Source organism: Isoptericola sp. GX10416 (assembly GCF_056590155.1).
The window spans coordinates 1-12,644 of record NZ_JBWPVO010000021.1 but is presented as its reverse complement, the minus strand read 5'-3'; the positions used below and the strand labels follow the sequence as shown (position 1 = coordinate 12,644).

The following is a 12,644-nucleotide window of genomic DNA, read 5'->3' as shown; positions in this document are numbered from 1 at the left end:
GTTCGCTGTCGCTCGACCCTAACGCGCCCGACCGGCACGAAGAGTCCCTGGTGCGGCCTGTTTCGCTGCTGGCGCACAGGCCCCGTCCCCGGGTGGGACGACGACGGCCCGCAACCTCCGTGCGGGAGGTGCGGGCCGTCGTCGTCGGCGAGAGGGTCAGGCCTTGGCCTGGTCCTCGGTCGCCTCGTTCTCGGCGGGCTCGTCCGTGTCGGCGTCCGCCTCGACGGCGGCGTCCTCGGCAGCGGCGGCCTCGGCCTCGTCGTCCTCGGCGGTGCCGATGAACTCGGTCAGGTCCACCACGTTGCCCTCGGAGTCCTTGACCTCGATGTCCCGCAGTGCCACCGCGAGCGCCTTGGAACGCGCGACCTCGCCGACCATCGCGGGGATCTGCCCGCCCTGGTCGAGGGTCTGGATGAACTGCTGCGGCTCCATGCCGTACTGCTGCGAGGCCTGCACGAGGTACTCGATGAGCTCGCCCTGGCCGACCTGCACCTTGAGCTCTTCGGCGAGGGTGTCGAGCAGGATCTGGTTGGTGATCGCCTTCGTGGCGTCCACGGTGACCTCGGCGCGGTGCTCGTCGTCCTCGAGCCGGCCCTCCTGCTCGAGGTGGCGGTGCACCTCGGCCTCCACGACGCCCTGCGGCACCGGGATCTCGACGGCCTCGAGAAGCTTCTCGAGCAGGGCGTCGCGGGCTGCGACGGCCTGGGTCGAGGTCTTGGACGACGCCACCTGCTCACGCAGGTCGGCCTTGAGCTCGTCGAGGGTGTCGAACTCCGACGCCATCTGGGCGAAGTCGTCGTCGGCCTCGGGCAGCTCGCGCTCCTTGACGGAGGTCGCGGTGACCGTGACGGTCGCCTCGTCGCCCGCGTGCTCGCCACCGGCGAGGTTCGAGGTGAAGGTCGTGGTCTCGTCGGCGGACAGGCCGGTGAGGGCCTCGTCCAGGCCCTCGAGCATGTTGCCGGCGCCGATCTGGTACGAGACGCCGGAGACCGAGTCGATCTCCTCGTCGCCGATGACGGCACGGAGGTCGATGACGACGTAGTCGCCCTCGACGGCGGGGCGGTCGACGCCCACCAGGGTGCCGAAGCGCTCGCGCAGGGACTCGAGGCGCTCGTCCACGTCGGCGTCGGCGACCTCGGTCGACTCGACGGTCAGCTCCATGCCGGCCAGGTCGGGCAGCGTCACCTCGGGACGGATCTCGACCTCGGCGACGAACGCCAGCTGGCCCTCGCCCGCCTTCTCCGGGATCTCGGTGACCTCGACCTCGGGCTGGCCCAGGGGACGCAGCTCGGTCTCGTTCACGGCGTCGCGGTAGAAGCCCGACAGGCCCTCGTTCACGGCGTGCTCGACGACGGCACCCCAGCCGACCCGCTGGTCGATGATGCGCGGGGGGACCTTGCCCTTGCGGAAGCCGGGGATGTTCACCTGCTCCGCGATGTGCTTGTAGGCGTGGTCGATGCTCGGCTTGAGCTCGTCGTACTCCACCTCGACGGTCAGCTTGACCTTGGTGGGGTCCAGGGTCTCGACGGCGCTCTTCACTTCGATGGTCTCCAACGTGTCGGGTGCGTGCGCGCGCGTCTCGCCGGTAGGAGCCGGGCTGGTTGCTGCGGCGCTGGATGCTGTGCGGTCGTGCGGTGCTGCGATCGTGCAAAGCCCGGTACGACGGGCGCACGGGCAACCCATCGATCATACGCCACACGGCTCGGCGTCGACGTGCCGTCAGCGGTGGGATGTGCCACGCCGCAAGCACGCCGTGCTCACGGTTCGGCCGTCGAGCGCTTCGGACGCACACGGGTGTGCGCCCGCTGCCCCTGCTTGCCGAAGAGGCTGAGCAGCTCCACGGCCTCGCCCGCGGCGGGACCGAACCAGTGCGGCACCCGGGTGTCGAACTCGGCGGCCTCCCCCGGCCCCATGACGACGTCGTGGTGACCGAGCACGAGTCGGAGCCGGCCGGTGAGCACGTAGAGCCACTCGTACCCCTCGTGCGTGCGCGGGTCGGGGGTGGTGCGCGCGTCAGCCTCGAGGATCATCTTGTAGGCCCCGATCTCGGGCGATCCGGGCGTCAGGGCGATCATCGTGAGCCCGTGGGCCGTCACCGGCTTGAGGTGCACCCGCGGGTCTCCGGTCGTCGGGGCGTCCACCAGGTCGTCGAGGGTGACGCCGTGCGCGCGGGCCAACGGGAGCAGCAGCTCGAGCGACGGCCGGCGCGCTCCCGACTCCAGCCGGGACAGCGTGCTCACCGAGATGCCCGTGCTGGCCGAGAGCGCGGCGAGCGTGACCTCCCGCGCCTGCCGGAGGCTCCGCAGCCGCGGCCCGACGGTGCCCAGCGCCGCGGCGAGGTCGTCGGGCGCCCCGTCTGGCTCGTGGTCGTGGGTCGGGCCGGATGCCGGTTCGTCATCGTCCATACCCAACACTTTGCCATATCGGCAACGCGCCTTGCTGCCCGACCTGGGTCGGGCGCACGCTGGGGCACATGGACGAGAATCTGGACAAGACCTATGACGTGCTGGTGATCGGTGGCGGCGCCGCCGGGCTGAGCGGTGCCCTCACGCTCGCCCGCGCCCGGTGGAGGGTCGCCGTGATCGACGCGGGCGAGCCTCGCAACGCCCCCGCGGCCGGCGTGCACGGGCTCCTCGGGCGCGAGGGCGTCGCACCGGCCGAGCTGGTCGCGACGGGCCGCGCCGAGGTTCGCGGCTACGGCGGGCAGATCGTGGACGGGCGCGCGGCCCAGGTCGTCCGGGACGACGGCGGCACGCACCCCTTCGCGGTCACGCTCGACGACGGGAGGGTCTCCCGCGCCCGGCGCCTGCTCGTGACGACCGGCCTCGTCGACGAGCTGCCCGACGTGCCCGGGCTGGCCGAGCACTGGGGACGCGACGTGGTGCACTGCCCGTTCTGCCACGGCTACGAGGTGCGCGACCGGCGCATCGGCGTCCTCGCCTCCGGCCCGACGGCCGCGCACCAGGCGCTGCTCTTCAGCCAGTGGAGCGACCAGGTGGTCCTGCTGGCGCACACCGCGCCGGAACCGTCACCGGAGGACGCCGCGAAGCTCGCGGCCCGCGGGGTCACGGTGGCGACAGGCAAGGTCCGCGAGGTGACGGCCCGGGACGGCCGGCTGACCGGCGTCGTGCTCGTCGACGGCACGGCCGTCGCGCTCGACGCCCTCGCCGTCGCGACGACGATGCGCGCCCGGGCCGACGTCGTCGGGCAGCTCGGCCTCGAGACCGCACCGCATCCGTCCGGCCAGGGCGAGCACCTCGTCGCGGACGCGACCGGCCGCGGCTCCGTCCCGGGCGTCTGGGTGGCGGGCAACGCCACCAACCTGACCGCCCAGGTCTCGACGGCCGCCGCCGAGGGCACCTGGGCCGCCGCGCAGATCACCGCCGACCTCATCGGTGCGGACGCGACTGCCGCGGTTGCCGCAGGTCGCTAGGACCCGATGGTGCGGGCGGTGCCCGGGTGCCAGGATGGCGGCGGGACGCCCAGCCGAGACACCGGGAGGAGCCTGATGGCCGCCGAACGCTTCCCGCGCTGGGTGTACTCCCGGGGCACCGAGCCCGACGCCCGGTTCTCCCTGGCGAACGAACGCACGGTCCTCGCCTGGATCCGTACGTCGCTCGGGCTCGTCGCCGGCGGGACGGCGCTCGAGGCGCTCGACCTGCCGATGGAACCCCACCTGCGCCTCGCCGCGGCGATCGTGCTGCTGGTCGCCGGGTCGGCAGTGCCCGTGCTGGCGGCGGTCGAGTGGGCGCGCACGGAGCGCGCCATGCGTGAGGAGGCCCCGCTGCCGGGCGGGTTCACCGGCCTCCTGCTCGTGACGTCGGTGACCGTGGTGGGCATCCTGGTCCTGCTGGCGCTGCTGCTGAGATGAGCGAGGCCGAAGGTCCCCACCGGCCCGGACGCGGGCTGGCCGCCGAGCGCACCGAGCTGGCGTGGCGGCGCTCCGTGCTGTCGTTCGCGGCGGCGGCACTGGTGACGATGCAGGTCTTCCCTGCGGTCCGGGGCACCCACGCCCTGGCCGTGGCCGGTGTCGCCCTCCTGCTCACTCCCCCGGCATGGTGGTTCGCGAGCCGCCACGCCCGCCGGACGCAGGCGCACCTGCGGCAGGAGGTCCCCCGCCTGAGGCACGGCCGTCGCATCGCGCTGGTCTGCGCGGGGACGTCGCTGCTCGGCCTGGGCGGCACGGTCCTGGTGCTCGTCTTCTGACCGAGGCCGGACCTCACCACGTCGTCGCAGGTCAGAACTGGTCGGGGTGACAGGATTTGAACCTGCGACCCTCTGCTCCCAAAGCAGATGCGCTACCAAGCTGCGCCACACCCCGAGGTACCTGTCCGCCCGAGGACGGCAGGCCCGGCGCAAGTCTAGTGCCCCGGAGCACCGCCGAGTCTTTGCTAGGCTGGCGCCCGCATCCCGACGCATGCGGCACCTACCGGTGCTGTGCCGTCGGGCACGTGCGGGCGTAGCTTAATGGTAAAGCCTCAGTCTTCCAAACTGATGACGCGGGTTCGATTCCCGTCGCCCGCTCACCCTGTCGAAGCCCAGGTCAGCCAGCGTGCCGACCTGGGCTTCGCTGCATCCCGGGCACCGCCAGGCAATTCGATCGCCCCGGTAACCTAAACGGTTCGATCATGGCGCCGGAGGCGTCCCGCGTGGCCTGATGGCATCTGTTCGGGCCGCCTCGTGCGGCCGCCGCACGAGCATCAGGAGGACACCGATGTCCCGCACAACCCGATGGCGCAAGGCGGCGATGGCCGCCTCCGCCGCCCTCGTCGCGCCACTCGCGTTCGTGGCCGTCGCCACGGTGGGCGCGAGCTCGGCCGCCGCCCACGGTTCGGTCACCGACCCGCCCACCCGCAACTACGGCTGCCTCGAGCGGTGGGGCGACGATCACCTGAACCCCGAGATGGCTGAGATCGACCCGATGTGCTGGGGCGCCTGGCAGGCCGAGCCGGCCGCCATGTGGAACTGGAACGGCCTGTACCACGAAGGCATCAACCACCGGCACGAGGAGCTCATCCCCGACGGCCAGCTCTGCTCCGGCGGTCAGACCGAGGGCGGGCGGTACGACTACCTCGACACGCCCGGCGGCTGGTACGCCACCGGCGTCGACCACCAGTTCACGCTCACCCTCACCGACGGCGCGAACCACGGCGCGGACTACCTGCGGATCTACGTCTCGAAGCCCAGCTTCGACCCCACGACCGAGCGTCTCGGCTGGGACGACCTCGACCTGCTGCAGGTGACGGACTCCTACCCGACCACGTCGCCGTACCAGGCCGAGGTGGACCTGACCGGCTACGACGGCCGCGCGGTGCTCTACACCGTCTGGCAGGCGAGCCACGCCGACCAGCCGTACTACCTGTGCTCCGACATCAACATCGGTGGCGGGGACATCGTCGGCGACGGCCCCGCCGACGGTGAGGACCCGGGCGACGGCGAAGACCCCGGTGACGGTGAAGACCCCGGTGACGGTGAAGACCCGGGCGACGGCGAGGACCCCGGTGACGGCGAGGACCCGGGCGACGGCACCGGCGGTGACTGCACCGCCGAGGCGACCATCACCAACTCGTGGTCCGGCGGCTACCAGGCCGACGTGACCGTGACCGCCGGCGACGCGGCGATCGACGGCTGGGACGTCGTCGTCGACGGCGCGACGATCAACCAGGCGTGGAACGGGTCGGTGTCCGGCAGCACCGTCTCGAACGTCGACTGGAACGGCAGCCTCGCGGCCGGCGCGTCCACGTCGTTCGGATTCATCGGCAACGGCGATCCGAGCGCCATCTCCACGGAGTGCTCGGCAGCCTGACCTGCTCGCGGCGTCGGCCCCGGTCCTGGCAGGATCGGGGCCGACGCCGTAGGTTCGGACGGTGCACCCGATCCTCGACGCGGCCGCCGGCTCCGGCTTCGTCCTCTCCCCCGCACAGCGGGTGGCCGCCGGCCGGCTGGAGGAGCTGCTGCGCACCGGCGGGCGCGGGGACGGCGTCTACCTGTGGGGACCGGTGGGCCGCGGCAAGACCTGGCTGCTCGACACCTTCCACGCGGCGGCCGGCGGTCCCCGCTTCCACTTCCACGAGTTCTACCGGGCGCTGCACGCCGAGGTGTGGGCCCGCACCGGGCGCGAGAAGGCCATGGAGCGCGCGCTCGACGCGCTGCTCGGCGACGCCCGCACCCTCTGCTTCGACGAGCTCCACCTGCACGACCCCGGCGACGCCATGCTCCTCACCCGTGCCCTGCGCGCGCTCCTCGCACGGCGCGTCACCGTCGTCGCGACGTCGAACTACCCGCCGCACGGGTTGTTGCCGTCGCCGCTCTACCACCATCTCGCCGAGCCGCTCGTCGAGATGGTCGAGGAGTCCCTGGCCGTGATCGAGGTCGCCGGCCCCACGGACTTCCGCACCCTCGCGCCCGACGACGGCCGCGTGGCCCAGGGCTGGCGATCCGGCCGTGTCCTGGCCGCCGGCACGCTCGAGACGCCGGACGTGGCGGACCGCGTGGACGTCCCGCTGCCCGGCGGTCGCGCGGTGGAGGCGCTGCGGGTCGACGGCGGCACGCTCTGGTTCGACTTCCTGGGCCTGTGCGCCGCTCCCGTGTCTGCCGCGGACCTGCTGTCCCTGGCCGAGCGCTACCGACGGTTCGTGCTGCTCGGCCTCCCGCCCCTCACCGACTGCCGCCCCGACACGCAGGCGCGGTTCGTGAGCCTCGTGGACGTGCTGCACGACAAGGACCGACCGCTCGTGCTCACGCTCACCGCCGACGAGGACGACCGGCAGCCCTCGGACCACCTCGCGACGCTGCTGACCGTGCCCGCCGACCGGCCGGCGCCGCCGGACCTGCCGCGTGCCGCGAGCCGGCTGCACCAGGTGGCACAGTCGCCGTCCGACTCATCGAGGTTGCTGATGAGTGGGACCAGCCTTGTCGATCGGTCGTCGGGTCGTTAGGCTCGACGCCGCAGGCCCTTGCCCGGCCCGCCCGGAAAGCACACGATACGGCCCACGCCGCCGACCACGGGAGGAACCGATGAGCACCACCGCGTTCCTCCGTGCTGCTTTCCCCGCCACCTCCCGGACGTGCACCGCCGTGCGCCTGCCGGTGAGCGGCGCCCTCATGGCGGCCTGCTGCTGTCGGTAGAGCGTCCACGCCACGCCTGACCCGCCACGCGGGCCGCGGCGACCGTGCGACGCTCGCCCCACTCTGCCTCTCCGCCACGACGACACGTCAGCGCCGCTCCCTGGCGCGCGCCCCCGTCGGGCACCGCCACTCAGCACCCTCGACCACCGCACCACCGCAACTGACGAAGGAACATCACACATGGCCACCATCTACGACGACGCGACGAAGCTCATCGGGCGCACCCCGCTGGTCAAGATCAACCGACTCACCGAGGGCGCTCCCGCGACGGTCGCCGCCAAGCTGGAGTTCTACAACCCGGCGAACTCCGTCAAGGACCGCATCGGCGTCTCGATCATCGACGCCGCCGAGGCGTCCGGCGAGCTCCAGCCCGGCGGCACGATCGTCGAGGGCACCTCGGGCAACACCGGCATCGCCCTGGCGTGGGTCGGCGCGGCGCGTGGCTACGACGTCGTGCTCACCATGCCGGAGACCATGTCCAAGGAGCGCCGCGCCCTGCTGCGCGCGTACGGTGCCGAGCTCGTGCTCACGCCGGGCGCCGAGGGCATGAAGGGTGCCGTCTCCGCGGCCGAGAAGATCGCCGCCGAGCGCCCGGGCGCCGTCCTGGCCCGCCAGTTCGCCAACGAGGCGAACCCGAAGGTCCACCGGGAGACCACCGCCGAGGAGATCTGGGCGGACACCGACGGCGGCGTCGACATCGTCATCTCCGGCATCGGCACCGGCGGCACCATCACCGGCGTCGGCCAGGTGCTCAAGGAGCGCAAGCCCGAGGTCAAGATCATCGCCGTCGAGCCCGAGGAGTCCGCCATCCTCAACGGCGGCGCCCCCGGTCCGCACAAGATCCAGGGCCTCGGCGCGAACTTCGTGCCCGACATCCTCGACCGCGAGGTGTACGACGAGGTCATCGACATCAACGCGGAGACGTCCGTCGAGTTCGCCAAGCGCGCAGCGAAGGAGGAGGGCCTGCTCGTCGGGATCTCCTCGGGTGCCGCCCTGGCAGCTGCGGTGCAGGTCGCTCAGCGCGAGGAGAACGCCGGCAAGACGATCGTCGTGATCATCCCCGACTTCGGCGAGCGCTACCTGTCGACCATCCTGTACGCGGACCTGCTGGACTGATGGACCGCTCCTCGGCGCGCGCGTTCCTCCGCCTCCTCCGTGAGGACGCGGAGACCGCGCGCGCCCAGGACCCGGCCGCGACCTCGCTCGCCGCGGTCGTCCTGACCTACCCCGGCGTCCACGCCGTGTGGCACTACCGCGTCGCGCACGCCCTGTGGCAGCAGCCCGCGCTGCGCCTGCTCGCGCGCGTGATCTCGCTCGCGTCCCGGCTCTTCACCGGCGTCGAGATCCACCCGGGTGCCCGCATCGGCCGTCGGCTGTTCATCGACCACGGGATGGGCGTCGTCATCGGCGCCACCGCCGAGGTCGGCGACGACTGCCTGCTCTTCCACGGTGTGACGCTCGGCGGCCGCTCGATGAACCCGGGCAAGCGGCACCCCACCCTCGGCGACCGGGTGATGGTCGGTTCCGGCGCCAAGATCCTCGGCCCGCTGTGGATCGGCCACGACGCCAAGATCGGCGCCAACGCCGTCGTGACGCGCGACGTCCCGGCGTCCGCCGTCGCCGTCGGGGTCCCGGCACGCCTGCGGACGCCACGCCCGCCGCGGCCGACCAACGGGCAGAGCTTCGAGGACCCCTCGCAGCTCATCGAGTACGTCATCTGATGTCGATTCGGCAACGGACGCGTCCAGCCCTTGTTCGGTGCCGTCGGCGGCACTAGAAAGGTTGGTGGTGCGGGGCAACGGCGCCTCGCGCTCCTTCACGGCCCGTGCTCGGCGGCCAGCCGACGCGGGGCTCGCGCCAGCCAGGCGTCCTCGACGGTCTCGGCCAGCGTGCCGCCGTCGACCGCGTCGAGCCGCACCAGCACGGCGGCGTACCCGTCCAGGTGCGCGATGGTGAAGTGGCTTCCGGGGCGGGCCGCGAGGACGGCCTCCTTCTCCCCCAGGTCCTCGACGGCGGCCGCGAGGATCGGCCCGGGCGGCACGGCCTCGTCGCCGAACCGCCGCAGGTCCGCCTGCGTGAAGGGCCGCTCCCAGACGAACTGCCGGCCGGCGACCTTCCACACTCGCCATCCGCGCGAGGTGCCCTCCGTCGTCTCCGGCAGGGCGAGCGCCAGACGGGCGACGTCGTCGTAGGTGGCCATCTCCTCAGGATCGGACGCACCGTCCGCCGACGCCACCTCGGCTAGGGTGTGAGGTATCCGGGACCGGACGTCCCAGATACCACGACTCGACGAGGAGACCCATGACCACCCTGCGCATCGGCATCCAGACCGGCTACTGGTCCCGCAAGCCACCGGTCGGCATCGTGGAGGCTCTGCAGCAGGCCGAGGCCGCCGGGCTCGACTCCGTGTGGACGGCGGAGGCCTACGGGTCCGACGCCTTCACCCCGCTCGCGTGGTGGGGCTCGCACACGTCCCGGCTGCGGCTCGGCACGGGGATCGCGCAGATGGCAGCCCGCACTCCCACCGCCACGGCGATGCAGGCGCTCACCTTGGACCACCTCTCCGGCGGGCGGTTCGTGCTCGGCCTCGGCGCCTCCGGACCCCAGGTCGTCGAGGGCTGGTACGGGCAGCCCTACCGCCGGCCCCTGGCCCGCACGCGCGAGTACGTCGACATCGTGCGCCAGGTCATCGCCCGCGAGCGCCCCGTCACGTTCGACGGCGAGTTCTACCACCTGCCCCTGCCCGCGGACACTCCCGGCGCCACCGGTCTCGGCAAGGCGCTCAAGCCGACGGTGCATCCCGTGCGGGCGGAGGTGCCGATCGTGCTCGCGGCGCAGGGCCCGAAGAACGTCGCCCTGGCGGCCGAGATCGCCGACGGCTGGATGGCAGGCTTCTACGCGCCCCGCACGGACGCGGAGCACCGCGAGCTGCTGGCCGAGGGCTTCGCGCGGCGAGCCGACGAGCGCTCCCGGCCCGAGGACTTCGAGGTCGCGGCGACCGTGCCCGTCGTGGTGCGCGACGACGTCGAGTCCGCGGCCGACGTCGTCCGCCCCCACATCGCTCTCTACGCGGGCGGGATGGGCGCCAAGGAGGCGAACTTCCACAAGGCGTCCCTCGACCGCCTCGGGTACGCGGAGGTCACCGACGAGGTGCAGCGGCTCTATCTCGAGGGCCGCAAGGAGGACGCCGCCCGTGCGGTGCCGACCGAGCTCGTCGAGGAGATCGCGCTCGTGGGGCCCGCGGCGAAGGTCCGCGCGGACCTCGCGCGCTGGGAGAGCACGGCCCTGACGACGCTCCTGGTCCAGGGGGACGCCGCGTCGGCGGCGGCCCTGCTCGGCTGAGCCGCAGGCTCGGCCGACGCCGGCTCGGCCGACCCGGCGCGACCACCGTCAGGGAAGCCAGACGGCGCGGCGCAGGTCGACCCGCCGCCCGTCGCGGGTCAGGGGGCAGCCCTCGGCGCGCAGCTCGGTGAGCGCGCGGTCCAGGTGGTGGGCAGGGGGCGCCCCCGCGGCGTTGACCACCCGCCACCAGGCGACCCCGGACCCTGCGCGGGCCATGACCTGGCCGACCTGGCGTGGGCCGCCGCGGCCGAGCACCTCGGCGACGGCCTCGGCGACCAGCCCGTAGGTCGTGGCCCGCCCTGACGGGACCCGTTCGACGACGGCGAGCACCTCGTCCAGGTACTCCTCGGCAGCGCTGGTCGCGGCGTCCTCGATCACGCGGTGCACCCTACCGCGGCCGCTCTGGCGCCGGACCGCGCGGGGCGGCAGGATCGGCCCGTGACCATCGACGCACCCGCCCCGCACGGGTACCGCTTCCGCCAGCTCACCGCCGACGACCGCCGCGCCGTCACGCACGTCGACTCGTGGGCCTTCCCCTCGCCGGTGGAACCGGACGAGATCGAGAAGGAACCGTCACCGCTGACGTGGGAGCGCGCGGTGGGCGTCGTGGTCGACGGCGGCACGAGCCCCGGCTCCGAGCTCGCGGCCATGCACGCCTCGTACCCGTTCAGCCGCTTCCCCGTCCCGGGTGGCACGCTGCCCACGGCGGGCTTGACGTGGGTGGGCGTGCACCCCCAGCACCGTCGGCGCGGTATCGCGAGCGCCATGATCGACCTGCACCTGGCCCGCTGCCGGGAACGAGGCGAACCCCTGTCCGCGCTCTTCGCCGCGGAGTACCCGATCTACGGCCGGTTCGGCTACGGCAAGGCGGCCGACGACGTCCGTCTGACCATCCCGCGCGGCGCATCCCTGCGCGACGTGCCTGGCGCGGCCGAGCACACGGTGCGGATCGAGCACGCCGACCGCGAGCGCCACGCCTCCCTCGTCGACACGGTGCACCGCGCAGCCGGTGAGTCCGCGGGCGGCACCGGGTCGAACCGCCCGGGGTGGGCGACCCGGGAGTCGGCCGAGCTGCAGGCGTCCTGGTGGCACGACTCGACCGCGTCCCGCGGCGGTCAGGAGTCGCGACGCATCGTGATCGTGGAGCGCGACGGGGCGCCGCGAGGCTACGCGCTGCTGCGCCGCAAGCTCGACTGGGTCCCCACGGGCACCGACGGCACGGTGAACGTCATGGAGGCCGTCACCCTCGACGCCGCAGCGTCGCGCGCCCTGTGGGGCGTCCTGGTCGACCTCGACCTGATGACCGAGACCAAGCCGTTCATCCTCGCTCCGGACGACCCGCTCCTCACCCTGCTCCAGAACCCGCGCGCAGCGGGGCAGCGCCGGATCGACAACGTCTGGGTCCGCCTCGTGGACCTCCCCACCGCCCTCGCCGGACGGCAGTACACCACGGCGATCGACACGACCCTCGCCGTCACCGACGCCCGGCTGCCCGCCAACGCCGGTGTATGGCGGCTGCGGGCCGAGCCCTTCGGTTCGGCGCGTTGCGAACCGGCGGACGTGCCGCCGTCGGAGGCCGACCTGGCGCTGGACGTCCGCGAGCTCGGCGCCGTGTACCTGGGCGGGACGTCGCTCGCGGGACTGGCCACCGCAGGCCTGGTCGCGGAGCGCACCCCCGGCTCGCTGGCGGCGGCGAGCACGGCGTTCGGCTGGCCGGTCGCGCCGGTGTGCAGCTGGGTGTTCTAGGACCCGGCCAGGAGGCACCTACCCAACCATTCCTATCGACTCAGTAGGTCATCTGATACCGTCCTCGCCATGGCATCGACCATGGTCCGTGGCGACCGGTTCCCCGACGTCGACCTGGAGCTCGAGGAGGACGACGAGGGGGAACGCGCCGACGCCGTCCGGCTCGGCGACCCGTGCCTGGTGGTGGACGAGCTCCACATCGTCTTCCGGGTGTTCGGCGGCGGTGCCGGCCAGCCCGTCAGCGCGGCACGGTCGGCACCTGCGAGGCGCAGCCTGGTCAAGCGGCTGCTCGGGGCGGGGCGGAAGCACGTCGGTGCGGTCAGCGAGGTCCACGCCGTGCGCGGGGTGTCCTTCACCGCACGCCACGGCGAGTCCATCGGGATCGTCGGGATCAACGGCTCCGGCAAGTCCACCCTGCTACGCGCCAT

General features: G+C 73.0%; 14 protein-coding genes and 2 tRNA genes. 11 read left to right on the top strand and 5 right to left on the bottom strand.

Annotated features, from left to right (window positions below; genetic code table 11):
- Positions 1-156: 156 nt before the first annotated feature.
- Both tig and ACWAT2_RS18725 read right to left on the bottom strand, forming a co-directional pair.
- Positions 157-1,539 carry a trigger factor gene (gene tig, locus ACWAT2_RS18730; protein WP_402378114.1) on the bottom strand — a complete coding sequence of 461 codons (1,383 nt, stop codon included), beginning with the start codon at positions 1,537-1,539 and terminating at the stop codon, positions 157-159.
- A gap of 218 nt (positions 1,540-1,757) precedes the next feature.
- Positions 1,758-2,405: a helix-turn-helix domain-containing protein gene (locus ACWAT2_RS18725; RefSeq protein ID WP_402378065.1), complete on the bottom strand. Its 648-nt coding sequence runs from the start codon at positions 2,403-2,405 to the stop codon at positions 1,758-1,760.
- Positions 2,406-2,473: 68 nt separating this feature from the next.
- On the opposite strand from ACWAT2_RS18725, the gene ACWAT2_RS18720 reads away from it, so the two are divergent.
- From ACWAT2_RS18720 to ACWAT2_RS18710, 3 genes are all read left to right on the top strand, one after another.
- Complete coding sequence (locus tag ACWAT2_RS18720) at positions 2,474-3,433, top strand: NAD(P)/FAD-dependent oxidoreductase (RefSeq protein WP_402378062.1); 960 nt, start codon at positions 2,474-2,476, stop codon at positions 3,431-3,433.
- Positions 3,434-3,508: 75 nt separating this feature from the next.
- A complete protein-coding gene (locus ACWAT2_RS18715; protein ID WP_402378059.1) occupies positions 3,509-3,871 on the top strand; it encodes a YidH family protein in 363 nt (120 codons plus the stop codon).
- Positions 3,868-4,206 (top strand): DUF202 domain-containing protein, encoded by a 339-nt coding sequence (locus ACWAT2_RS18710; protein ID WP_402378057.1) that lies wholly within the window; start codon positions 3,868-3,870, stop codon positions 4,204-4,206. Before ACWAT2_RS18715 ends, ACWAT2_RS18710 begins: the two co-directional genes overlap by 4 nt.
- Positions 4,207-4,244: 38 nt before the next feature.
- On the opposite strand, the gene ACWAT2_RS18705 is transcribed toward ACWAT2_RS18710, so the two are convergent.
- Positions 4,245-4,321 (bottom strand) — tRNA-Pro (locus tag ACWAT2_RS18705).
- A gap of 132 nt (positions 4,322-4,453) precedes the next feature.
- Here ACWAT2_RS18705 and ACWAT2_RS18700 point away from each other — a divergent pair.
- The 5 genes from ACWAT2_RS18700 to cysE all read left to right on the top strand — a co-directional run bounded on the left by ACWAT2_RS18700 (position 4,454) and on the right by cysE (position 8,849).
- Positions 4,454-4,524: transfer RNA gene (locus ACWAT2_RS18700), tRNA-Gly, on the top strand.
- A gap of 190 nt (positions 4,525-4,714) precedes the next feature.
- The gene (locus ACWAT2_RS18695) at positions 4,715-5,806 is read left to right on the top strand and encodes a lytic polysaccharide monooxygenase (RefSeq protein WP_402378054.1); all 1,092 of its coding nucleotides are present in this window, start codon (positions 4,715-4,717) and stop codon (positions 5,804-5,806) included.
- A 61-nt stretch (positions 5,807-5,867) separates the two neighbouring features.
- Positions 5,868-6,938, top strand: a complete 1,071-nt coding sequence (zapE, locus tag ACWAT2_RS18690; RefSeq protein ID WP_402378051.1) for a cell division protein ZapE — start codon at positions 5,868-5,870, stop codon at positions 6,936-6,938.
- 370 nt (positions 6,939-7,308) lie between these two features.
- On the top strand, positions 7,309-8,244 hold the full coding sequence (cysK, locus tag ACWAT2_RS18685) for a cysteine synthase A (RefSeq protein ID WP_402378048.1): 936 nt from the start codon (positions 7,309-7,311) through the stop codon (positions 8,242-8,244).
- Complete coding sequence (gene cysE / locus ACWAT2_RS18680; protein WP_402378045.1) at positions 8,244-8,849, top strand: serine O-acetyltransferase; 606 nt, start codon at positions 8,244-8,246, stop codon at positions 8,847-8,849. The genes cysK and cysE overlap by 1 nt, the downstream gene beginning before the upstream one ends.
- Positions 8,850-8,944: 95 nt before the next feature.
- Here cysE and ACWAT2_RS18675 read toward each other — a convergent pair whose 3' ends face one another.
- On the bottom strand, positions 8,945-9,328 hold the full coding sequence (locus tag ACWAT2_RS18675; protein WP_402378042.1) for an MmcQ/YjbR family DNA-binding protein: 384 nt from the start codon (positions 9,326-9,328) through the stop codon (positions 8,945-8,947).
- Positions 9,329-9,438: 110 nt separating this feature from the next.
- Between ACWAT2_RS18675 and ACWAT2_RS18670 the strand changes: the two genes are divergently transcribed.
- Positions 9,439-10,470 (top strand): LLM class F420-dependent oxidoreductase, encoded by a 1,032-nt coding sequence (locus ACWAT2_RS18670; protein ID WP_402378112.1) that lies wholly within the window; start codon positions 9,439-9,441, stop codon positions 10,468-10,470.
- Between the two features lie 48 nt (positions 10,471-10,518).
- Here the strand turns inward: ACWAT2_RS18670 and ACWAT2_RS18665 are convergent, their stop codons facing one another.
- A complete protein-coding gene (locus tag ACWAT2_RS18665) occupies positions 10,519-10,848 on the bottom strand; it encodes an MGMT family protein (protein WP_402378039.1) in 330 nt (109 codons plus the stop codon).
- Between the two features lie 60 nt (positions 10,849-10,908).
- Here ACWAT2_RS18665 and ACWAT2_RS18660 point away from each other — a divergent pair, with 60 nt between their 5' ends.
- Positions 10,909-12,216, top strand: coding sequence for a GNAT family N-acetyltransferase (locus ACWAT2_RS18660; RefSeq protein WP_402378036.1), 1,308 nt, complete (start codon positions 10,909-10,911; stop codon positions 12,214-12,216).
- Positions 12,217-12,285: 69 nt separating this feature from the next.
- A partial coding sequence (locus ACWAT2_RS18655; protein WP_402378033.1) for an ATP-binding cassette domain-containing protein occupies positions 12,286-12,644 on the top strand: 359 nt, incomplete at its 3' end.